We start from the raw sequence: 22271 nt of genomic DNA on the forward strand, positions 1-22271 counted from the left end.
CACCCAGCCTGCTCGCCATGGCAGTCGCATGCAATGCCCCGAAACTGTTCCGCGAGTGTGCGCTCATGTACGTGTCATACGGCGTGTCGCGCCATGAGTGCACACTCGCGTGGATGGCCTGCCGGTCGGTAGGCAAACCGGCACGCGCAGTGCCGGTTTCGCGCGACCTCGCGGTCACTTGGCTCGCGCTGAGTGTTCGGTCAGCCCGCGTGGAGTTGGGGTCGGGCGGTTATGGGGAGGGGGGCGGGGAGGAGTCTGCGGGTGGAGAGCCAGCTGGCGGTGGGGCGTTCGAAGAGGGCGCCGGAGGGGCCGGTGGCTTCGGCGAAGCGGGCTTGGCGGAAGCCGGCTCGGGTGTAGTAGGTGTGCAGGTCGGCGTTTGTGGTCCAGGCGTCGAGGCGGACCCAGTCCCGGTTGCTTTGGGCGGCAAGGGTTGCCGCGTGTTCGAGGAGGGCGTGGCCGATGCGGTGGCCGGCGAAGCGGAGGTCCACGATCATGTAGTGGACGATTACCGCTTCGGCGATTTCGCCGGGGGACCACAGGCCCTCGTCGGCGCGGTCGTTGACCGTGATGGTGCCGGCGGGCTCATCATCGATCTCGGCCATCCAGGTTTCGCCATTGCTGACGGCGCGGGCCACCGATCGGACGAAGGTCTCGATGGGCAGGCCGCGTCCGGCCCGGGTCCACTGATCGCTACCGCGGGCCGCGAGCCAGCTGGTGCGTTGGAGCCGGAACCGGGTGATGGTTCCTATGTCGGATAGTCGAGCCGGACGTAGGTGCGGGGTCATGGCGAGCCGGGTAGCAGCGAGCTCTCGAAGGAGTGCGAGTTGGCGGGAGGCGGTGGGGCGCCGAGTGTTTTGCGAATGATGTCCGTACCTGTGTCGTCGCCCAGCTCGTAAGCCAGACGGTTGCGGGCCGCTGTGGAGCGGTGGCGGGTGACGCGGGTGATGCGTTCATGGTTCGCGCCTATGCGCAGGTGGTCCAGCAGTATGGTGCCTGGTCCGACACCGAGCACGGCAGCCTCCTCGGAGGTGGCTGGGCGCGCGACGACGGTATCCCGATGCGCGGTCTCGGGGAAACCACGCTCGGCGAGTCGGCGTGTCGTGCCCTCCGGAATGTCGTACGGATGATCGATTCCGGTGGCCTCGGCGAGGTCCCGCGGGTAGAAGCTCACCTCCCACGACCACGGCTCATTGTCCAGATATTGCATGACGGTGCGGGACACCACCCACGAATCCCGTTGCACCCCCAGCCAATGCGCGACCTCCGGACTGGCCGGTTCCATCCGCGCGCTGAACTGCTTGGACGGCTCACGCCCCGCGGCACGGGCGATCTCCACGAAGATGTCGTTCACCGCACGCGGCCGGTCGGGCCGAATATGGTTGGTGACAACCGATTCCAGCACTTCCTGACTGCGCACAATGGTGCCTCTGGAAGTTGCTGTGTAAACCAAATTTTCGGCGACCAGGAGCTGAATCGCGTTGCGAGCGGTGGTGATCGAGACCTGCATCTGGTCGGCCAGCTCATTGTGGCTGGGTAGTCGATCGCCCGGTTTCCACTTGCCGGCGCGGATCTCCTCGCGGAGGAGGTCTGCGATCCGTTGGTATCTCGGACCGTCCGCCATCTCGCTCCTCGGTTGTTGCTTCAAGGCCCCGAAGTCTACTCCGGGTGCCGAATCGCCGTGTAAGGCTTGACAGGCACATTCTGAGGTTTATTGTAATGAACGTCCTGAATGCGGTGTTGTTCGACGATGAACGCGAGGCAACGTGGCAGGTTCGGAGACGTCAAATACGGTCGTTGTGGCTTTGCCCGACATGTCCGATCAATACGCGGACATAGACGCGCATGCCCTGACGCACGGCCTATTACCGACCTCCGACCTACTATTGCGCGCCTGCCGCGGTCACCGTGTGATCGGCGGACCCCTGCTGTGGTTCGCCCATGATCTCGCGGTGCTGCAGGAGCGGCGCATAGTGGGCCGCGGCGGTTCGGGGCCCGAGACCGACCCCACCGCCATTATCGAAAACAAGCGTCGCCGAATCGAATTGGTGATGGCCATTGACGATTGGATCGTGCGGACGGTTCCCCAGCACCGCCTGGGCGCGACCCTGCACACCGAAACCGTCGGGTCGGTCATCGATCGATTGGCCGAGGCGTCCGTCCGCGCTCACCACGCGCTGATGACCCTCGACGCCAACGACGAAATGCTGCACGGCGCTTGGCACCATCTAGCCGAATTGTCCGACGCCTACGACGATCTCGTCCGAGACGTGCTCGCCGGACGCCGCCGACTCCCGGCCTGGTAGACGTGCACCGGTGGTCCGGGCCCGAGGGCGGCCCGGACCACCGGTGCACAGCTCAATTCGCCTTCGGCAGTTGACCTATCGCCGCGCGCAGCACCGATGCCGATGTGGTGCAGAGCTTTTCGTACTCGCCGTCCGAGCCCCGGGTGGTCACCCAGAGCGCCTCCTGCTGGTCGCCGACCGTCCGATAGGCGTAGGTGAGCTCGCACTCGGAAGTGCTTCTGGTCGCGGCCGAACGGGTCAGGGCGTGCAGACCGCCACCCAGATCGAAGGATTCGTCCGCGGCATAGTTCGGGAGCTGGGCCAGGTCCGAACGCACTCGCACCGTGGACGATCCAGGCCACTGGCAGCTGTGCGCGTCGACCTGTGACGGCTGCTCCTGGACCGGTCCGATGAGCGCGTTCAACAGGTCATGCGTCACCAGCGCGCAGACGTCGACGCCAGCCAAGGATGCGGCGTCGGTCCGTCTCGGCGCCGACGACTGCGTGCGGATCAGCTGGGAGAGTACGAATTCGGTGAATCCGCAGTCGTCCGAAGGGCCCGTGCCCACATCGATGCCCCACGGTCCGGCCGTCCGGGAGAGGTCGACACCGCGGGCGCAGTGGCCGAAGCCCGCTATGCCTAGGGTCCGCAAACCCGCGACCGTCCCGCCGGTCGGCTTCATCGCGGTGAGCGGTGACCCCGGCTGGACCGTCAATCGGTGGTCACCCGATTGCGCGGAACATCCCCAGTCCCAAGTCATCTCCATCGTCCAGGCACCGGTATCGGCAGGCCATCCGGAGTTCGCCGGAACCGCGCCGTCGACGGCCTGGCGCAACCAGGCGCAGGTATCGGTATTCCGCAGTTGGGACAGCAATGGTACGGCCACCGGTGGCGGTGCCTGTGGGTGCCCGAGGCGGACCCAAGTGAGCCCGGCCGCCGCCAGGGCCACCACCGCCAGTGCCGCGATGAGAGCCAGGCGGAGCGGGCGGCGCCGAGATCGTTTCGCACCGGCGGAGCGGAGCGGCCGGGTCGCATCACCGGCTCGGCCGATGCGTGAACTCACCACGGTCGCATCGGGATCGGCGGCGATACCCGCCAATTCGCGATGCTGCCGCGCGATGGCCTCCTGAATCGGTGCAGGCCACGGCGCGGGGCCGCCGGGTAGTCTGCCCAGTCCCTCGAGCAGCTGCGCGGTGGTCGGCCGGAAGTGCGGATCACGCTGCAGGCAGGCCGCGATCAGCTCCCGAAGCTCCAGCGGCACCAGCTCCAGATCCGGCTCGGTATGCGCGATGCGGAACAGCGTGTACGCCAGCGAGGCGGCCGCGAAGGGATTGGTCCCGGTCGCGGCCATCGCCAATAGCGTCCCCAGTGAGAACACATCGCTGGCGGCCGAAAGTGGTTCGCCCAGAGTCTGTTCCGGCGACATATAGGCGGGCGAGCCCAGGGTCGCCCCGGTTTCGGTAATACCGGTCGGGTTCTCCACCAGGTAGGCGATGCCGAAGTCGATTACGCGCGGACCATCCGAGGTCAGCAATACATTGGCGGGCTTGAGGTCTCGGTGGATCAGCCCGGCGGCGTGGATATTCTGCAGGGCCACAGCCATACCGGCCGCGAGCGCCAGCACCGCCGGCGCCGGCAGTGGACCATGCTCCCGAACCGCCTGGTCGAGCGGTACCCCGTTCACGAAAAGCGAAGCCAGCCAGGGGATATCGGCATCGACATCGAAGTCGACCACCGGCGCGGTGAAGGCTCCCGACACCCGGGTACTGGCGGCGACCTCGCGGGTGAACCGCGCCCGGTATCCGCGCTGATCGAGCAGGTGCGGATGGACCTGTTTGATGGCGACCAACCGGCCATCCGGTCCGGCACCCAGCAGTACCCGGCCCATCCCACCGGCACCGAGCACGCCGAGCACCCGGTATCCACCGATCATTCGCGTCTCGTCGGGCGCGAGCGGCTTGATGGTCATGGCTTCGGCAGCCGTGGGATCGCCGCGGCGAGTATCTGCCCGGCCTCGGCACAGGCGTCGACATCCCCTGACCGAACGCTGATGTCGGCCGCCAGCACCTCGCCCTGCTCGCCCGTGGTCGGCCGCACCAGGTAGTCCAGGAAGCATCTGCGGGGCAGATCGACAGTGCTCCGGTACGCGACGTACTGCCCCGCCTGAAACTTGACGTGGCCGCTGGAAGAGTGGTCGGGCCGCCCCTTTTCCACGAGTGAAAGGGTGATCGTGGCGTCGCTGCCTCCTACCGCGCAGGAATGTGGTGTGGCCGTGCGTTTTCCGGGATCGCCGGAGAGTGCCCGAGCCTCGGCGGTATCGAACAGCGAGCACGGGTCGACGCGCAGAATCGACTCGCGCGGCAGTTGACGCAGCGGAACATAGACGGTGAGCTGCCGGACCACAGCGGTCAGCGCCTGCTCGGCGGTGTCACACGGGTCCCCGTCCGGAGTCTTCGCGGTCATCTCGAGCACGGCGGGTTCGCCGGTCTGGGTGATCACCTCGCGACCGCATTCGTCACCGGTCGGCTCGGACCCGAGTATCGGAGCCCAGCCCGCGCTGCGCCCCGTGCTGTCGTCATAGCGCGCCCTGTCGGTGACCGAGCCGCCGAGTCGAAGCGTGTAGGTCACCTTTCGCTTTGCCGCATCGGTGATGTCGGTACCGCAGCCACCCTTCGAATCCTGCGACAGGTCGCCGGTGCGCGCGCCGAACTTCCCGGCCACCGCCATATCGATCAACTTGCAGGTGTCCAGCACACGCAACTCCGCCGGGGTGATGGTCAGCGACGGATCCGCCATCGCCACCGCGTGCCCGCTCGCCATCGCCCAGTGGCTCAGTGCGACACCGCCGACGGCCGGTACGAGCATCGCGACCGCCCCCACCGCCGCCCACCGCAGGACGCGGCGACGGCGACTTCTGATGTGCGCCAGCTGATCCTGATAGGCGAGCTGCTTCTCGGTCGTCTCCACCCACCACTCGGAGTCGGCGCGATGGGCCGCGATATGCGTCCGCACCGGCTCCGGCCACACCGGTTCGGCGGTGATCGTGCCGGTCGCCGCCAAGAGCTCTCGCGCCGTCGGCCGCTGCGCCGGGTCCTTGGCCAGGCACGCCTCGACCAGTTCGCGCAGCGCGGACGGCACTTGATCCAGGCTGGGCGCGGAATGCATTATGCGATAGAGGATTTGCGGCGTCGAAGTGCCCGGGAATGGGCTGGTTCCGGATGCCGCCATTGCCAGGATGGCGCCGACGGAGAAGACATCGGCCGCGGGCGTGACACCCCGGCCCTCGGCCTGCTCGGGTGACATATAGGCCGGTGAGCCGATCATCGTCCCGGTGGCGGTCAATTGCCCGTCGGTCTCCACCGCGCGAGCGATACCGAAATCGATCACCCGCGCACCCTCGGGTGTCAGTAATATATTGCCGGGCTTCAGATCTCGGTGCACCAAGCCGGGGCGATGAATCTCGACCAAGGCCGCCGCGAGCCCGGCGGCCAGTAGTCGCAGCCCGCCCACCGGCAGCGGACCACACTCCTGTAGCACTGTCGCCAGGTCCGGCGCGGGAATGTATTCCGTTGCCAGCCAGGGATTCTCCGGCGAGGTATCGCTGTCCACCACCGCGGCGGTGTACGCGCCGGTGACCAGCCGACCGGCATCCACCTCCCGCTGGAACCGGGCCTGGAATTCGGGGTCATTGGCCAGATGCCGGTGGATCTGCTTGACCGCCACCAGTCTTCCGGTCGGCGTGCGGCCCAGGAACACCCGGCCCATGCCGCCCCGGCCGATGGTGGTGAGCAGGCGAATTCCGCCGAGCCGCTGCGGATCCCGGGGTGTCAGCGGCTTCATGGCCGGTCTCCCGTTCGACGTGACACGTACTGCCTCACCGTTTCTCCGCCAATACCGAGTCCTGTGCGGCGGCCAATTGCCGCACGTCGGTATCGACATTGCTGTAGACGACCGCCACGTAAGCCCCGCTGGTGATCACACATCGGAAACGACGGGCCGCAATCCGCTGTGTCGCAGGCTGTGTCGCCTGACCGCAGGTAATGCCTCGGCGGTGCGCGACACCGCGCATCGGGACGTACTCCGGAGTTGTGTGGGCGCCGGTGAGATAGCTCGCGAAATCCGTCGCACCGCCGGCGTCCCGTAACCGATACAGAACCTTGTTGTGCGAGTAGGCGACTGCCAGCAGTCCACGCCGCTGATCCGCCTCGAAGTCCACGGCCGGAGTGTCCCGTGTCGTGGCGTAGGTGTGCACGCCGTAGACGGAGAAATCGTTGTCGTCGGGGGTGTAGTCGCCGGTCTTGACCAGTAGCGGCAGCAGACCGTCCGGGTCCAAGCGCAACGACGCCAGCTCCGATACCGGTGTGGGGGTGAATGTTTCGAGCGCGGCCAGTTGCTGTCGCAGTGTGCTGGTCACCATCTCGGTGAGCGCACCGAGATCCGCCTCCTCCCGTTCCGCGAAGACCTGGATGACCAGCGACTTCCACTGCAACAGACTGCCCACCGTCGGAACACCGGGCCGCCAGTGATTCAGCGCCTCCGGATAGGCATCCAGTGTGACCGGGACATTGTCCGAATTGAATTCGAAGTCCGAGCGCTCCATATCCCCGGCCGCCGCCGTGGCGGTCTGTTCATCGGGGAAGGCCAGCAGCGAAACCATCAGAAACTTCTTCGAGGTCTCGGCGGCATCATAGGGTTTGTTCGCGGCAAGGGCGCTGAAACCGCCGGTCACCTGATACCGGTCCAATACCCGGTGGTGTGGTCCCGAGTTCGGTCCCGTTACGCCCTCATAGTCGACCAGTACCGTGCTCCCGCGTCCTACCTTCAGGTCGGGGTCGACACTGCTCGCGTACAACACCCGCTCACCGAGCCGCAGCGACTCCACGAGAAGGCCACGCGCCAGACTCGGCCGCGTGTCGTAGTCGCCATCGATGCGCTCATGCGGATAGGGCCCGTAATCGGGTGCGGTGCTGCCATTTCCACCACAGCCGGCGGTGACGAGCAGCGTGCTACCGAATGCGGCCACAGCCCATCGATCGAGTTTGAACCGCATACATCCCCCGCGCCGTGTAACCGGCGCTCCTCCCTCTCCCGGATAACCGCTGACGAACCTGACACCGGAACCCGGGCCATACTATTCGGTGTAAGGATATGCTCGCTGGGCCGTGGAGACTCCTGCCCCGGTAGGCGTTCACACCGGCGAATCAATTCCCTGCGGGCAGTTGGCCTATGAGTGCAAGCAGGATCGATCTCGCTGTGCCGCAGTGGGCTTCGCGTGCACCCTGGACTCCGTCGATACGGACACTGACGATCTCCTGCTCATTCGCCACGGTGCGGACGGGGTAGAGGAGCTCGCAAACCGAACTGAGACTGGTGGTTCGGGGGAATGCGGTTCGGCCGTTGCCCAGATCGAGCGCGGGGTCGACCCGGATGGTGGACAGGTCCGAGAGCTGTGTGCCCACCTCGAGGGTCGACGAGCCGTCCCAGTGGCAACTGCGCGCGGTGGTGAGTGGTGGTGACTGTGAGAGTGGGCCGATCGTGGCGTCGAGTGCGGCGTGTGGCACGACCTCGCAGGGGTCGATACGGGCCAGCGAGATGGCATCGGCCCACTTCGGTGCCGTCGTGCGGGTCGCGAGAAGCCGCTCGATCACATGAACGGCGAAATCACAGTTGCGCGCATGGGTCAGATCTACGGTGATGCCCCATACCTGTTCTCCGCCGCCGAGTTTGACGCCCCTAAAGCAGCCGACGGCTTCGGAGTCGTCACTCCCGTATAGCCGCATGCCGTTCAGTTGTGCGTCGATCGGTTCCATCAGCGCGGTCGTATCGCCGGGCTGGACCAGCAGCCGCTGATCCCCGGACTTGGCGATACAACCCCAGGTGTAGGAGACGCTCGTGGTCCAGGTCGCGGGATTGGGGTCCCAACCGGATTCCGCCGGAACCGATCTGGTGAGCGCCTGGCGCAGCCAAGCACACGAGTCGGCTTCACGCAGCGTGGTCAGCGATGTATCGGCCACTGACGAAGCGCGCGGGTTGTTGCCGGCCTTCCAGACGAGCACACCCGCCAGCGCTGTCGCGATCATCAACAGCGCGGCAAAGCTGAGCCACAACGATTTTCGTCGAAGACGCGATCCGGAAGCGGTCATCTCGGCGGTCCGGAGCGGACCTACCGACCGCGGTGTTCGGGAACCCACCAGGGTCGCGTCGCGATCGCCGGCGACACCCGTCAGACCTGGACCCTGTCGCTCGATGGCGCGCCGAATCGGCTCGGGCCACGGGGCCGGACCCTCGGATTGCCTGCCCAACTGGGCAATCAGCTGAGCAGGTGTCGGCCGGAGATCCGGATCCTTGTGGAGACAGGGCGCTATCACCGGGCGCAGTTCCGCCGGGACCGTCCTCAGATCGGATTCACCGTGCGCGATTTGAAATAGCGTGTACGCCACCGAGGAAGTCGCGAATGGATTGGTCCCCGAGGCCGCCGTCGCCAGCACCGAACCGAGTGCGAACATATCGCTCGCTGCCGTAATCGGTTCGCCCAGAGTCTGTTCCGGTGACATGAACGCGGGCGAGCCCAGCGTGGAGCCGGTTTCGGTCAGACCGCCGGGATTCTCCATCATGTACGCGATGCCGAAATCGATCACGCGCGGTCCATCCGCGGTCAGTAGTACGTTGGCGGGCTTGAGATCTCGATGGACGAGACCGGCGCGGTGAATGTCCTGCAGCGCCACCGCCAAGCCCGCCGCCAGTGCCCGGACCGCCGGCACCGGCAGCGGGCCGCACTCCTCGACAGCCTGACTCAATGGCACGCCGACGACGAAAACCGATGCCAGCCAAGGTGTCTCGCAGTCCATATCGAAATCGACCACCGGCGCGGTGAAAGCGCCCGAGACTCGCGTACTGGCCGACACCTCGCGCTGAAATCGGGCACGGTAGCCGCGTTGGTTCAGCAGATGCGCGTGCACCTGCTTGATCGCCACCAGGCGACCGTCCGGCCCGGCCCCGAGCAGAACTCGGCCCATCCCGCCCTGGCCGAGCACTCCGAGGACTCGGTACCGGCCGATCGTCCTGGGATCATCGTGTGTAAGTGGCTGCACCGTCATGCTTTCGGCAGTTTGGGGATGACAGCGGCCATGAGCTCCTGAGCCCTGGCGCATGTATCGATATTCCCCGAGCGGTCGGCGACCGAGATATTCGCGACTTCTGCCATCTTCCCCGTGGTCGGGCGCACCATATAGGCGATCGAGCAGGAAGTGTCCCCGGAAGAGCGGAACACCGTGTACGAGCCCAGCTGGAACTTCTCGGAACCGCTGTCGGGCCGGCTGGTTTCCGCCAGCGCGAGACGAACACTGGTGTTGTCGCCACTGATCGCGCATTCATGCGGAAATTGGCTGTCGCGCTTGGCCGGATCGCCCGCGATGGCGCGGCCGGCATCGAGGTCGAGCACCGCACAGGGGTCGACCGCCAGCACCGAATCCAGTGCCAGCCGCCGTAGTGGAACGAATACCGTCAGCTGCCGCACGACGGCGACCAGAGCTGACTCGGCGACCTCACACTGATCACCGCTCCCTCCTTGCACGGTGAGTTTCAGCGCGACCTGGCCACCGCTCTGCGTAATCACCGACCGGTCGCAGCTGCTGTAGAAAGCATCACCACCGAAGATCGGGGTCCAGCCGACGGTGCGGCCGGTGTTCTGTGCGGGGATGAGGGTTTCGGACAGGAGGGCACCGACCTCCAGCTTGAAGGTGACGCTCTTGTTCGCCGCGTCGGTGAGTGTGAGACCGCAACTTACGACGGAATCCCGGTCCGGATCGCTCTTGCGGGTGCCGAACTTCCCGGGCAGCGTCATATCGAGCAGCTTGCAGTCGTCCAGCGTGCGCAACTCCGCCGCGGTGAGCGCCAGTGAGGGATCGTGCATCGGCTCCGCATGCCCGCTCATGGCTGCCCAGTGGCTTGCCATAGTGCCGACTCCGGCGAGCACCAGCACCGCCACCGCCGCAACGGCGAGCCACCGCAGCAGCTCGCGGCGGTGATTTCGGATGTCCGCCAACTGATCCTGATACTTCGACTGTTTCTCGGCGGTCTCGGCCCACCAGTCGGAATCGGCGCGATGGGCCGCGATCCGGGTGCACACCGGTTCCGGCCACACCGGTTCCGCGGTGATATCGGCGGCAGTGGTGAGCACCTCCTCGGCGGTGGGCCGCTGCGCGGGATCCTTCGCCAGACAGGACTCGACCAACCCGCGCAGCGAGGGCGGCACACCGGTGATATCGGGAGCCGAGTGCGCTATCGCGTACATGATCTGCGGTGTCGAGGTACCGGGGAACGGTCCCGAACCCGTTGCCGCGAAGGCCAATACGGCCCCGAGGGAGAACACGTCGGCCGCCGGGCCGACCGCGCGACCCTCCGACTGTTCCGGCGCGGTATAGCCCGGGGAGCCGATCATCTGGCCGGTCATCGTCAACTGCCCGTCGGCATGCTCCACCCGGGAAATTCCGAGATCGATCAATCGGGGGCCCTGTGGTGTGAGCAAAACGTTGCCGGGCTTGAGATCTCGATGCACCAGACCGGCGCGATGAATCTCCACCAGCGCCGCGGCCAGTCCCGCCGCGAGCAGGCGCAGCCCGCCCAGATGCAGCGGACCGCTCTCCTCGAGCACCGTCGCCAGATCCGGTGCGGCGATGTATTCGGTTGCCAGCCACGGGTTTTCCGGATCCGCGCTGCTGTCGATCACCGGCGCGGTATAGGCGCCGGTCACCATCCGGCCCGCCTGTACCTCGCGCTCGAAGCGCGCCCGGAACTCTGGATCACCGGCCAGATGCCGGTGAATCTGTTTGACCGCCACCAGTCTTCCGGTCGGCGTCCGGCCCAGGAATACCCGGCCCATACCGCCCTGGCCGATCACTGTCAGCAGCCGATTCTCCCCGAGCCACTGTGGATCCTGCGGCATGAGCGGCTTCATCCCGAGCCCCCTCCGGATAGTGACATGCGTTGTCTCACTGCCTGTCCGACAGCACGGAGTCCTGGGCCGCGGCCAAGCGGCGCACATCGATATCGGTATTGCTGTAGACCTTGGCCACATATTCGCCACGCGTGATCAGACAGCGGAAACGCGACGCTTCGGCCGACTGCGCGTTCGGCTGCTTCGCTTGCGCGCAGACGATCGAATTCCGGTTCGCCACACCATGCATCGGGAGATACTCCGATTGTGTGGCCTCGACCTGATGGGCGGTGAACTCGGTGGCGGCAGCCGCGTCGCGCAGGCGGTAGAGCATCTTGTTGTGCGACACCGCGATCGAGGTCACGCCGCGCGAACTGTTCGCCTCGAAATCCGCCGCGGGCTTGGCGGAGGCGGCGGCGAAGGCGCGGGTGCTGTAGACCGCGAAGGTGCGATCGTCCGGTGTGTAGTCGTCGGTCTTGACCAGCAGCGGCAGTAGGCCGTCCGGATCCAGGCGCAGGGCCGGAAGCTCCGATACCGGAGTGGGAGTGAACCTTTCGAGCGCCGATACCTGCAGCCGGAGGGTTTTGGTCACCTGCTCGGCGAGTTTGCCGAAGTCCGGGGCGGGCAGTTCGGCGAAGACCCTGATAACCAGCGACTTCCAGGACAGCCAACTGCCCAGTGTCGGTACGCCGGGCCGCCAGTGACTGATGGCGGTCGGATAGGCGTCCAGACCGACCGGGGCATTGTCGATATTGCTCAGGAAGTCGGCGTGCTCCATATCCGCGGCCGCGGCCGCGGCGGTCTGCTCATCCGGAAAGGCGAGAATCGAGACCGCCAGGAATTTCTTCGAGGTCTCGGCGGGATCGAAGGGCTTGTTCCCCGCCAACGCGCTGTAACCACCGAGTATCGAATAACCCTGGAGCGCGGAGCGTTGCGGCCCGGACAGCGTGCTGTCGGTGAGACCACTGCTGTCGACCAGCACCCCGCCACCACGCCCCGCGCTGAGATCGGAGTCGACCTCGTTCGCGAGCACGATGCGCTCGCCCAGCCGCAGCGACTCCGCGAGAATGCCGCGCGCCCGGCTGGGGCGCTGATCGAAGTCACCCTCGATGCGATGTACGGGGTATGAGCCGTAATCGATTGTGCCGCCGGAATTGCCGCCGCATGCGGCGATCAGCAGCAGTAAACCTATTGCGGCGACGGCGAATCGACCCGATCTGTACCGCATACGCCCCCCACGCCGCGACACCGATGACCCGCTGTCGCCTTCTGTAACCGATCAAGAACCTAACATCGGTCGACGGCATAGGCCATTCGGTGTTCACGCCGGGGCGGGCAGTGGTGCTCTCAGACCAGGCTGCGCTGTGCCACGATGGCGGCCGCCACGCGCTGGCCCATGCGAACCGCGCCGTCCACGTGCTGGAAGCCGTGGCCCGCCAGGTCCGAACAGGCGAAGTGCATGGGGCCGATGGGGTCGCGGTGGTCGTGGCCGTAGCGGGTCATGCCGCCGAGGTCGAAGCTGACGCCGTAGGCGCCGCGGGTCCATTCCTCTGTGCCCCAGTCGGATTCGTAGTAGACGACCGGGTTGGCGGCTTCGGGGCCCAGGTAGCGGACCAGGCAGTCGAGGGCGGCCTGTTTGCGCTCGGCGGGCTCCATGGCGAAGTAGGCGTCGGCCTGTTCGTGGGCGATGAAGCCGACCATGGCGCCGTTGTCCACGCCGTGATTGGTGTTGTCGTAGACCTCCGAGACCATGTCGGTATCGCTGAAACCGGTTCCGGACAAACCCTTTTCACGCCAGAACGGGGTCTCGTAGACCGCGTGCACCTTGACCACGAAGCCGAAGGACATGTGCTGGTACATCTGGTGCCGGCGGCGCGGCAGCGGCGGGTCGAAGCTGATGCCCGCGTACAGGTTCGGCGGCACAGCCAGGACCACACGGCCCGCGCGCACCTCGAGATCGCCGTCGGCGAAGACGGTGACACCCGCGTCGGACCACCGCACGCGGCGCACCGGCGCGTTCAGGTGTACATCGGCACCCAGCGAGGCGGCCAGGCGCTGCGAAACCTGTTGCATACCACCGATAACGCGCTTGTCGAGCATGAAGGAATCGGTGGCCAGCGCGGTGTAGGAGCCCTGCGCGGCGGCCATATGCAGCGCCTGCAGGGTCGAGAAGGTGTGTGCGGGCTTGGTCAGCATGGCACCGGCGACGAAGAACGAGACGGTCTCGCGGGCGTACTCGTTCTCGGACTGGCGCTCCAGCCAGATGCTGAACGGGATCGAATCCAGTTCCGCCGCTTGCGGATGCGTCCACGGGGCCTCCGCGCCGACCTCGGCCGCGAGCTCGTCCAGCAGGGCGATCAGCCGGTCGATCTCGGCGGCGGTCTCGGCGGGCGCGGGGAAGACGTCACCGGTGAACTGCTGCCGGGTACCGTCCGCGGCGAGGTAGACCGACTCGCCGTCCCGGTAGCGGGAGAAGGTCGACAGGCCGAGCTCCTCGACCAGCGCCAGCACGGCGGTGTGGTGCGGGGACAGCCACTGGCCGCCGATCTCGATCATGGCGCCGTCGAATTCGCCGGTCCAGGTGCGGCCGCCGACCCGATCACGGGCCTCCAGCACCGCCACCGACAGGCCGGACTTGCGCAATTCGGCGGCGGCGGTCAGGCCGGACGGTCCAGCACCCACGATCACAACGTCACGAGTGATGACAGCCACGAGAACTCCTTACCGGTAAGTCGAGAACCTTCGGATAACCCGAAGGTAGCTAATTAAGTATGTGCGCACGATCACGATCATGCCCGCGCCGTTTCGGTGCATCGGCCCGCCCCTCATTCGCCGGATCGGCGTGTACGGTCCGGTGCATCCTGGCAGCCGGTGTGCAGGTCAGCGAGCCGGGAGCGGCTCATTCTGGGTAATGCAGTGGATACCGCCGCCGCGCGCGAAGATCTCCCGGGCGTCGACGGTCACAATGGCGCGCCCGGGATACGCCAGGGACATGATCTCGGCGGCCTCGGCATCATTCGCATCGTCGAAGCCGCAGAGGATGACCGCGTTGTTGCAGACGTAGTGGTTGATGTAGCTGTAGTCCACGAAACCCTCCTCATCCCGCAGCGTGCGCGGGGCTGGCACCGGAATCACCTCGAAAGGCTTTCCGGTGCAGGAGATTTCGGATTCGAACTGCTGCACGAGTTCGCGACTCAGCTCGTAATCGGGATGCTCCGGGTCACGCTGATCGTGCACGAGAACCACCCCGGGCGACGGCAGCGCCGCCACGATATCGGCGTGCCCGCGCGTACCGAAGCGCTGCGAATCCCGCCATAATCCGCGCGGCAGCCAGATCGCGGTATCGATGCCGATGGTGCGCCGCAGCTCGTTCTCGACGTCGGCCTTGGACAGTCCCGGATTGCGGAACGGATCCAGCTGCACGGTCTCGGTGAGGAGCACCGTTCCCGCGCCATCGACCTGAATGCCACCGCCCTCGTTCACCAGCGGTGAATCGATGACCGGCACGCCGGCGGCCGCGGCGACCATCTTGCCGATCTTGCCGTCATTGCCCCAGCGGGCCCAATCCTGTTGACCCCAGCCATTGAAGACCCAGTCCACCGCTGCCACCGAGCCGTCGGCCGCATGCACGAAGGTGGGTCCGATATCGCGCATCCAGGCGTCATCCAGCGGTGCTTCGAGAATGTCGACGGCACCGGACAGGATGAGTTTGGCATCACGCACATCGGCCGGATCGACCACCATGGTCACCGGTTCGAACTCGGCCACCGCGTGCGCGACCGCGGTCCACGCGGCCCGCGCCTCGTCGGTCGCGTCCTGGGTCGCGGTGATCTCCGAGCCCGCGGGTGGGAAGGCCATCCAGGTCCGCCGATGCGCCGAATGCTCGGCGGGCATACGCCATTCCGTCATCACGCCCGCCCGAGCGGGTGCTCGCGATCGACCGGCGCGGTGAGGCGACCATAGGTATCCGGTCGGCGGGTCGCCAGGAATGGGAACAGTGTCAGCCAGTCCTTGCGCTGATCCAGATCCAGATCCGCCACCAGCACCGCCGACTCGTCACGCGGCGCCCGCACCAGCACCCGGCCGTACGGATCGGAGATGAAAGACGAACCGTAGAAGGTGATTTCGCCTTCATTGCCATATCGGTTGGGCACGATCATGAAGGTGCCCGCGGTAATACCGTTGCCGACGATCACGTGCTGCCACAGCGGTTGGGTATCGAAGTCCGGGTGACCGGGCTCGGAACCGATCGCGGTCGGATAGACGATCATGTCCGCCCCGGCGAGCGAGTACATCCGCGCGACCTCCGGGAACCATTCATCCCAGCAGGTCGGCATGCCGATGCGCACATCACCGAGATCGGCGTGGCTGTGCGGCCGGTACGCCTCCTCGGTGGCCGGGCCCGCCCGGAAGTAGGTGTCCTCGTAATAGCCCTCGGTCACCGGAATATGCAGTTTGCGGGTGCGGCCGGCCAGTTCTCCATCGGGGGACACCAGGATCGCGGTATTGAAGCCCAGTCCATCGCCCTGATCGGCGTGCTCGTACAGCGAGGCGTGCACGAACACACCGTGCTCCACGGCCGCCTTTGCCGCGAAGGTGAAGGTGGGTCCGGTGGCCAGATCCTCCGCCTCCGCACCCGGATTCGCGCCGCCGCGCTCGAAAGCCGGGTACTTGCTGAAGGTCACCTCGGGCAGGAAGACCGCCTTGGCGCCCAATTCGGCCGCGCGAGCGATGCCTTCGTTCAATTCGGCGCGCAGGGCCTCGCCGTCGGCCTGCCAGCGATGCTGAACCAGGGCCACGCGCAACGGTTCCCGGATCGGGGCGTCGACCCGCGCATGCGAGACGGGCGGTTCCAAACAGGTGATGACCTTCATTACTACTCCGGAATCGTGCTCGAAGTGGACTGGGGGACTGGCGGTTTCATTACAGCGAGCTGAGGTGTGGTTCCGCGGGCACCGGCATCGGATCACCCGACACCGCGCGCGGCAGTGTCTTACCGCGGAAGAACTCCGGATCCCGCAGACGCTGCACCAGCATGAGCACCGCGCCCAACGCCAGAATCCCGAAGCCCAGGTAGAACACCAGGCCGATACCGAAAATCGAAGCGCCACTGCCGACTTCGGGTTTGAGACTCTCCCGCACCGAGATCACGAAGACCACCAGCAGCATGGTCCCGCCGAGCAGCGGGAACAGCAGCTTGAATACGAAGTCGCGCGCCGAGGAGAACCAGTGCTTGCGGAAGTACCAGACCGCCGCGAAGGCGGTGATGCCGTAGTACCAGCAGATCATGATGCCGAGCGCGGCAATGGTATCCAGCAGCACATGCTCGGACAGCAGTGCGGTGATCGTATAGAAGGCACCCGCCACCACGGCCGCGACGGCGGTGCTGAAACGCGGCACCTGATACGTCGGATGCACCGTGGCGAACCGCTCCGGCAGCGCCTTGAACGTTCCCATGGCGAGCATGGCACGGGCCGCGGGCAGGAAGGTGGCCTGCAGGCTCGCGATGGCCGAGACCAGCACGGCCAGGAACAGCAGCAGCTCACCCGCCCCGCCCATAACCGGCTTGGCCAGCGCACCGAAGACATTATTGGTGGTCTCCGGGCTGCTCAGACCGATACCGGTATCGCCGACTCCGGCGAACCACATGAGCGCCACGGCCAGCAGCAGATACGTGCACAGCACGGTCAGGATGGACAGCAGTCCCGCGCGGCCCGGCGTGCGCTTGGGGTCCTTGCACTCCTCGCCGAGCGTCAGCGCGGTATCCCAGCCCCAGTACATGAAGACCGAACCGATCAGGCCGATCGCGAACGCGCCCAAGGTGAGTCCGGTGAACGGGTTGAACCAGTCGATATCGAAACTCAGGCCGGACGGGGCGTCGTGGGTCATAGCCTTGGCCAGTGCGATACCGGCGAACAACAGCAACACCACCAACTGGAAGCCGACCAGCACATACTGCACGCGTTCGCTCGAACTGATGCCGCGACTGGCCGCCCACCCGGCCGCCGCCAGGAACACCAGCGTCGTCACGATATTGGCGAGCTTGTTATCGCCAAGGGTGGCAATGGATTCCGAATGCACCAGCCGCCCGACGAACAGGTAGAAGAACTCCGCACCCACCGCCGCGATATTGGCCAGCACGATGACGACGGCGATTACCGAACCCCAACCGGCCATCCAACCCACGTACGGACCGAGTGAACGGGCCGACCAGGTGAAAGACGCTCCGCAGTCCGGGGTTTCGGCACTGAATTCCCGATAGGCGTAGGCGGCCAGGAACATCGGAATGAACCCGGCGATCAGCAGCGCGGGCATTTTCAAGCCGACCGCTGCGACGATCAGGCCCATACTGGCGGTGGTGGTGTAGGCGGGCGCGATGGACGCGATACTCAGGATTGCGCCTGCGAAGGTACCGACCTTGTTGGTGGCCAAGCCCTTGCCGCTGGCGGCAACATTGACACTGTCGCTGGCGGCACCGCTGGCACCGCCACCGACATCGTGGGTATCACGCGACGGCATTGTCGCCTCGGAAGCATTCTGCACGAGCATCCAAGCTCCTCGTACTGGGTCTGGCGGTACTGAGACAGCACCCACCTCGCCGGTGAAGAACCGCGGTCCGGCGGCAGTGCCGGAGCGCGGGGTGGCACCGAATCCGGCACAGGGGCCGGGGTGCCGATGACATCAGCGGGTCAGCGCGACGTATTTGGTGTCGAGGTACTCGTGAATCCCTTCGGACCCACCCTCGCTGCCCAGACCGGACTGCTTGACCCCGCCGAACGGGGCCGCCGGATCGGAGATGACGCCGCGATTCACGCCGACCATGCCGGCGTCCAGGGCGCTCGAAACCCGCAGGGCCCGATCCAGATCACGGGTGTAGAAGTAAGCGGCCAAACCGTATTCGGTGTCATTGGCCGCGGCCACGACGTCTTCCTCGGTGTCGAAGCCGTAGATGGCGGCGACGGGTCCGAAGATTTCCTCGCGATGCATGCGGGCGGTGCGCGGCACCTCATCGAGCACGGTCGGCTGGAAGAACCAGCCCGGCCCGTCGATCGCCTTACCGCCGGTGCGGATTACGGCACCGGCCGCGACGGCGTCCTCGACCAGGGCGGCGACGCTATCGCGCTGCCGCTCATTGATGAGCGGACCGGTGTCCACGCCGGGCTCGTGACCGGGGCCGACGCGCAGTGCGCCGATCTTCTCGGCCAGCCGGGAAGCGAACTCCTCGCGGATCGAATTGTGCACGTAGATACGGTTCGCCGCGGTGCACGCCTCGCCACCATTGCGCATCTTGGCCGCCATGGCACCGGTGAGCGCCTGCTCCAGATCGGCGTCCTCGAACACGATGAAGGGGGCATTGCCGCCGAGCTCCATCGACGTGCGCAGCACATTGTCGGCGGCCTGACGCAGCAGCAGCTTGCCCACCCGAGTCGAACCGGTGAAGGTCACCTTGCGCAGTCGCGGATCGGCGAGCAGCGGTGCGGTTATGGCGGCGGCATCGCTGCCGGGGACCACCGAGAGCACACCCTCGGGGAGACCGGCCTCGGCGAAGATCTGGGCCAGGGCCAGCATGGTGAGCGGGGTGTCCTCGGCGGGCTTCACAATGACCGTGCAACCCGCGGCCAGCGCGGGGCCGATCTTGCGAGAACCCATGGCCAGCGGGAAGTTCCACGGCGTGATCGCCAGGACCGGGCCGACCGGCTGCTGGGTGACCAGAATACGGCCGGTCCCGGCGGGGGAGTCGGTGTAGCGGCCGCCGATGCGTACAGCTTCCTCGCTGAACCAGCGCAGGAATTCGCCGCCGTAGGCGACTTCGCCGCGCGCCTCGGCGAGGGTTTTGCCCATCTCCAAGGTCATGAGGAGAGCGATCTCCTCGGTGCGATCGATGAGGATCTCCCAAGCCCGGCGCAGGATGGCCGAGCGTTCGCGCGGAGCGGTTGCGGCCCAGGCGGATTGGACGCGACTGGCCGAGTCGAGGGCGCGCTGGGCGTCCTCGGCGGTGCCGTCGGCGACCTCGGTGAGGATTTCACCGGTCGCCGGATTACGCACCGGGAAAGTGCTTTTCGCGGGCTCGGATTTGCCGTCGATCCACACACCGGTGGGGATGAGGCCGCTGATCCGGTCGTACTCCAACATTGTTCTCCCCGACCGTATTCAGACCGCGAGATCGCTGATGGCGGTGCAGAGCACCGTCAGCGCCTCGTCGAGTAGCTCATCGCTGATCACCAGCGGGGGCAGCAGGCGGATCACATTGCCGAAGGTGCCGCAGGTCAGGGTGATCACACCCTGCTCCAGGCAGCGCTTGGCGATCGCGGCCGTCAATGCGGCATCGGGCTCGGTGGTGCCGGGGCGGACGAACTCCAGGGCCAGCATGGCACCGCGGCCGCGCACGTCACCGATGGCCGGAACCTGTTGTGCCAGTTCATTGAAGCGGGCCAGCGAAACCTCGCCGATGTGGCGGGCGCGGGCGGGCAGATCATGTTCGCGAATGGCGTCGATAGCGGCGAGTGCGGCGGCGCAGGCCACCGGATTACCGCCGTAGGTGCCGCCCAGGCCGCCCGCGTGCACGGCGTCCAGGAGTTCGGCGCGGCCGGTGATGGCGCTCAGCGGCATGCCACCGGCGATACCCTTGGCCATCGTAATGATGTCCGGGACGACGCCTTCGGCGTCACAGGCGAACCAATCGCCGGTGCGGGCGAAGCCGGTCTGCACCTCATCGGCGATGAATACGACGCCGTTTGCGTGCGCCCACTCGACCAGGGTCGGCAGAAATCCGGCTGCGGGAACGATGAATCCGCCCTCGCCCTGGATCGGCTCGATAATGATGGCCGCTACCGAATCCGCGCCGATCTGCTTCTCGATGCGCGAAATCGCTTCGCGGGCAGCGCTTACGCCGTCCAGGCCGCCGTCCCGGAACGGGTACGACATCGGCATGCGGTACACCTCGGGCGCGAACGGGCCGAAATGCGCCTTGTACGGCATGGATTTCGCGGTCAGTGCCATGGTCAGGTTGGTGCGACCGTGGTACGCGTGATCGAAGGCGACCACCGCGGTGCGGTTCGTGGCCAGGCGCGCCACCTTGATCGCGTTCTCGACGGCCTCCGCACCGGAGTTGAAGAGCACGCTGCGCTTCTCGTGATCGCCCGGGGTGAGCTCGGCCAGCTGTTCGCAGACCGCGATGTACGCCTCGTACGGGGTCACCATGAAACAGGTGTGCGCGAAACGCTCGATCTGCTCCTGCACCGCCGCAACGACTTTCGGATGCGAGGCGCCGACATTGGTGACGGCGATACCGGCGGCCAGATCGATGAGCGAATTACCGTCCACATCCACGATGACGCCGCCATCGGCGTCCGCGGCGTACACCGGCGCGGTGGAACCCACACCCGCGGCGACGGCCGCCTTGCGACGCGCGGCCAGCTCCTGCGAGCGCGGGCCCGGCAGGGCGGTGTTCAGCGCCCGCTGCTGCGGGAGCCGGTAGCTGATCTCGGTCATTGAGAATCCTTCTGCGGAAAGGGTTTGGGGGCCGGGCCGTACTCAGTCGTGCGCGCTCATGACGTGCTTGATGCGGGTGTAGTCCTCCACGCCGTACGCGGAGAGGTCCTTGCCGTAACCCGAACGCTTGAAACCGCCGTGCGGCATCTCCGCCACCAGCGGGATATGGCAGTTCACCCACACCGCGCCGAAGTCCAGGGCGGCCGAAACGCGCTGCACCACACCGTGATCCCCAGTCCACACACTCGAGGCCAGGCCGTAGTCGACGTCATTGGCGAGCTCGACGGCCTCGGCCTCATCGGTGAAGGGCTGGATCGTGATGACCGGGCCGAAGGTCTCCTCCTGCACGATCGGATCGTCCTGGTGGACACCGGTGATGATGGTCGGGGCGAGGTAGAAACCCTTGTCGCCCAATCGATTACCACCGGTGACGATGGTGGCGTGTGGCGGCAGGGCTGCGAGCTTGCCGGTCACCGACTCGAAGTGGCGAATATTGTTGAGCGGGCCGTACGCGGCCTCGGTATCGTCGGGCAGGCCGGGCTTCACGGTCTGCGCCTTCTTGACCAGCGCCTCGACCAGCTCATCGTGTACCGACTCGTGCACCAGCACGCGGGTGGCGGCGGTGCAGTCCTGGCCGGCGTTGAAGAACGCGGCTTCGCCGATGCGGTCGGCGGCGGTCGCCAGATCGGCGTCACCGAAGACGACCACCGGGGCATTGCCGCCGAGTTCCAGATGCGCCCGCTTGACCTGCTCGGCGGCGGCCGTCGCCACCGCGATACCCGCGCGCACCGAACCGGTAATCGCCACCATGTCCAGGCGCGGATGGTTCACCAGGGCCGCGCCACTGGCGGCGGTGCCGAGCACGACATTGAGGACACCGTCCGGGAGGATGCCCTGCGTCAGCTCGGCCAGTACGAGGGTGCTGCCCGGCGTGGTGTCACTCGGCTTGAGCACCACCGTATTTCCGGTCGCCAGTGCGGGCCCGATCTTCCAGATTGCCATCATGAACGGGTAGTTCCACGGGGTCACCTGGCCGATGACACCGACCGGTTCGCGGCGCACATACGAGGTGAAACCCTCCATGTACTCGCCGGCGGACTTGCCCTCCAGCATGCGGGCGGCACCGGCGAAGAAGCGCAGGTGATCGGCTCCGACGGCCACTTCCTCGGTGGCGACCAGATGCTTCGGCTGACCGGTATCGCGGCACTGTGCCTCGACCAGAGCATCGGAGTTGGCTTCGATGGCATCGGCCAGCTTCAACAGCGCGGCCTGGCGCCGGCTCGGGGTGCTCGCCTTCCAAGCCGGGAAGGCCCGCGAGGCGGCGGCGACGGCGGCATCGATATCGGCCTGGCCGGAGATGGGGCTGCGACCGGTCACCGATTCGTCCACCGGGCTGATCAGTTCGAACGACTCCGAGGCGGTCGCGGCTACGAACCGGCCGTCGATGAAGTTGCGAAGCATCTCGGTCATGTGTGCCCGATCTCGATCGAAGGGAGTGCTGGAGTGTTGCCAGCCAGTGTGCTGCGCGACACACCCCCGCGTCACCCGCCGGATCGGCGTGC

General features: G+C 66.4%; 16 protein-coding genes. 1 reads left to right on the top strand and 15 read right to left on the bottom strand.

Translation table 11 applies throughout. The annotated features are described in order from the left end of the window. Window positions 1-200: 200 nt before the first annotated feature. Together GFY24_RS14675 and GFY24_RS14680 are read right to left on the bottom strand one after the other, a co-directional pair. Window positions 201-785 carry a GNAT family N-acetyltransferase gene (locus GFY24_RS14675; protein ID WP_153805618.1) on the bottom strand — a complete coding sequence of 195 codons (585 nt, stop codon included), beginning with the start codon at window positions 783-785 and terminating at the stop codon, window positions 201-203. Continuing rightward, window positions 782-1621 (bottom strand): GntR family transcriptional regulator, encoded by an 840-nt coding sequence (locus tag GFY24_RS14680; RefSeq protein WP_153805619.1) that lies wholly within the window; start codon window positions 1619-1621, stop codon window positions 782-784. The genes GFY24_RS14675 and GFY24_RS14680 overlap by 4 nt, the downstream gene beginning before the upstream one ends. A gap of 175 nt (window positions 1622-1796) precedes the next feature. Here GFY24_RS14680 and GFY24_RS14685 point away from each other — a divergent pair, with 175 nt between their 5' ends. After that, on the top strand, window positions 1797-2303 hold the full coding sequence (locus GFY24_RS14685) for a DUF4254 domain-containing protein (RefSeq protein ID WP_309230856.1): 507 nt from the start codon (window positions 1797-1799) through the stop codon (window positions 2301-2303). Between the two features lie 52 nt (window positions 2304-2355). Here GFY24_RS14685 and GFY24_RS14690 read toward each other — a convergent pair whose 3' ends face one another. From GFY24_RS14690 to GFY24_RS14750, 13 genes are all read right to left on the bottom strand, one after another. Further along, complete coding sequence (locus GFY24_RS14690; RefSeq protein WP_194852872.1) at window positions 2356-4251, bottom strand: serine/threonine-protein kinase; 1896 nt, start codon at window positions 4249-4251, stop codon at window positions 2356-2358. After that, window positions 4248-6122, bottom strand: a complete 1875-nt coding sequence (locus GFY24_RS14695; RefSeq protein ID WP_194852873.1) for a serine/threonine-protein kinase — start codon at window positions 6120-6122, stop codon at window positions 4248-4250. The genes GFY24_RS14690 and GFY24_RS14695 overlap by 4 nt, the downstream gene beginning before the upstream one ends. Window positions 6123-6156: 34 nt before the next feature. Continuing rightward, on the bottom strand, window positions 6157-7305 hold the full coding sequence (locus tag GFY24_RS14700) for a hypothetical protein (protein WP_153805622.1): 1149 nt from the start codon (window positions 7303-7305) through the stop codon (window positions 6157-6159). 178 nt (window positions 7306-7483) lie between these two features. Continuing rightward, complete coding sequence (locus tag GFY24_RS14705; RefSeq protein WP_194852874.1) at window positions 7484-9379, bottom strand: serine/threonine-protein kinase; 1896 nt, start codon at window positions 9377-9379, stop codon at window positions 7484-7486. Further along, the gene (locus GFY24_RS14710; protein ID WP_194852875.1) at window positions 9376-11238 is read right to left on the bottom strand and encodes a serine/threonine-protein kinase; all 1863 of its coding nucleotides are present in this window, start codon (window positions 11236-11238) and stop codon (window positions 9376-9378) included. The genes GFY24_RS14705 and GFY24_RS14710 overlap by 4 nt, the downstream gene beginning before the upstream one ends. Before the next feature lie 34 nt (window positions 11239-11272). Next, window positions 11273-12445 carry a hypothetical protein gene (locus GFY24_RS14715; RefSeq protein WP_153805625.1) on the bottom strand — a complete coding sequence of 391 codons (1173 nt, stop codon included), beginning with the start codon at window positions 12443-12445 and terminating at the stop codon, window positions 11273-11275. A gap of 119 nt (window positions 12446-12564) precedes the next feature. Then, window positions 12565-13929, bottom strand: a complete 1365-nt coding sequence (locus GFY24_RS14720; RefSeq protein ID WP_309230857.1) for an NAD(P)/FAD-dependent oxidoreductase — start codon at window positions 13927-13929, stop codon at window positions 12565-12567. A gap of 168 nt (window positions 13930-14097) precedes the next feature. Next, a complete protein-coding gene (locus GFY24_RS14725) occupies window positions 14098-15126 on the bottom strand; it encodes an agmatine/peptidylarginine deiminase (RefSeq protein ID WP_153805626.1) in 1029 nt (342 codons plus the stop codon). Beyond that, the gene (locus tag GFY24_RS14730) at window positions 15126-16091 is read right to left on the bottom strand and encodes a nitrilase-related carbon-nitrogen hydrolase (RefSeq protein ID WP_153805627.1); all 966 of its coding nucleotides are present in this window, start codon (window positions 16089-16091) and stop codon (window positions 15126-15128) included. Before GFY24_RS14730 ends, GFY24_RS14725 begins: the two co-directional genes overlap by 1 nt. A gap of 49 nt (window positions 16092-16140) precedes the next feature. Further along, window positions 16141-17736 (bottom strand): APC family permease, encoded by a 1596-nt coding sequence (locus GFY24_RS14735; protein ID WP_153805860.1) that lies wholly within the window; start codon window positions 17734-17736, stop codon window positions 16141-16143. A 162-nt stretch (window positions 17737-17898) separates the two neighbouring features. After that, window positions 17899-19350, bottom strand: a complete 1452-nt coding sequence (locus GFY24_RS14740) for an NAD-dependent succinate-semialdehyde dehydrogenase (protein ID WP_153805628.1) — start codon at window positions 19348-19350, stop codon at window positions 17899-17901. 18 nt (window positions 19351-19368) lie between these two features. Further along, window positions 19369-20709 carry a 4-aminobutyrate--2-oxoglutarate transaminase gene (gene gabT / locus GFY24_RS14745; RefSeq protein WP_153805629.1) on the bottom strand — a complete coding sequence of 447 codons (1341 nt, stop codon included), beginning with the start codon at window positions 20707-20709 and terminating at the stop codon, window positions 19369-19371. A 42-nt stretch (window positions 20710-20751) separates the two neighbouring features. Then, window positions 20752-22179: a gamma-aminobutyraldehyde dehydrogenase gene (locus GFY24_RS14750; protein WP_153805630.1), complete on the bottom strand. Its 1428-nt coding sequence runs from the start codon at window positions 22177-22179 to the stop codon at window positions 20752-20754. Between the last annotated feature and the right edge of the window lie 92 nt (window positions 22180-22271).

This window comes from Nocardia sp. SYP-A9097 (assembly GCF_009649815.1).
Classification (GTDB): domain Bacteria; phylum Actinomycetota; class Actinomycetes; order Mycobacteriales; family Mycobacteriaceae; genus Nocardia.

Bases quoted from the DNA above. Each gene is read 5' to 3' on its own strand.
- GFY24_RS14675 (WP_153805618.1), bottom strand. From the start codon at position 785: ATGACCCCGCACCTACGTCCGGCTCGACTATCCGACATAGGAACCATC.
- GFY24_RS14680 (WP_153805619.1), bottom strand. From the start codon at position 1,621: ATGGCGGACGGTCCGAGATACCAACGGATCGCAGACCTCCTCCGCGAG.
- GFY24_RS14690 (WP_194852872.1), bottom strand. From the start codon at position 4,251: ATGACCATCAAGCCGCTCGCGCCCGACGAGACGCGAATGATCGGTGGA.
- GFY24_RS14695 (WP_194852873.1), bottom strand. From the start codon at position 6,122: ATGAAGCCGCTGACACCCCGGGATCCGCAGCGGCTCGGCGGAATTCGC.
- GFY24_RS14705 (WP_194852874.1), bottom strand. From the start codon at position 9,379: ATGACGGTGCAGCCACTTACACACGATGATCCCAGGACGATCGGCCGG.
- GFY24_RS14710 (WP_194852875.1), bottom strand. From the start codon at position 11,238: ATGAAGCCGCTCATGCCGCAGGATCCACAGTGGCTCGGGGAGAATCGG.
- GFY24_RS14715 (WP_153805625.1), bottom strand. From the start codon at position 12,445: ATGCGGTACAGATCGGGTCGATTCGCCGTCGCCGCAATAGGTTTACTG.
- GFY24_RS14725 (WP_153805626.1), bottom strand. From the start codon at position 15,126: ATGACGGAATGGCGTATGCCCGCCGAGCATTCGGCGCATCGGCGGACC.
- GFY24_RS14730 (WP_153805627.1), bottom strand. From the start codon at position 16,091: ATGAAGGTCATCACCTGTTTGGAACCGCCCGTCTCGCATGCGCGGGTC.
- GFY24_RS14735 (WP_153805860.1), bottom strand. From the start codon at position 17,736: ATGCCGTCGCGTGATACCCACGATGTCGGTGGCGGTGCCAGCGGTGCC.
- GFY24_RS14740 (WP_153805628.1), bottom strand. From the start codon at position 19,350: ATGTTGGAGTACGACCGGATCAGCGGCCTCATCCCCACCGGTGTGTGG.
- gabT (WP_153805629.1), bottom strand. From the start codon at position 20,709: ATGACCGAGATCAGCTACCGGCTCCCGCAGCAGCGGGCGCTGAACACC.
- GFY24_RS14750 (WP_153805630.1), bottom strand. From the start codon at position 22,179: ATGACCGAGATGCTTCGCAACTTCATCGACGGCCGGTTCGTAGCCGCG.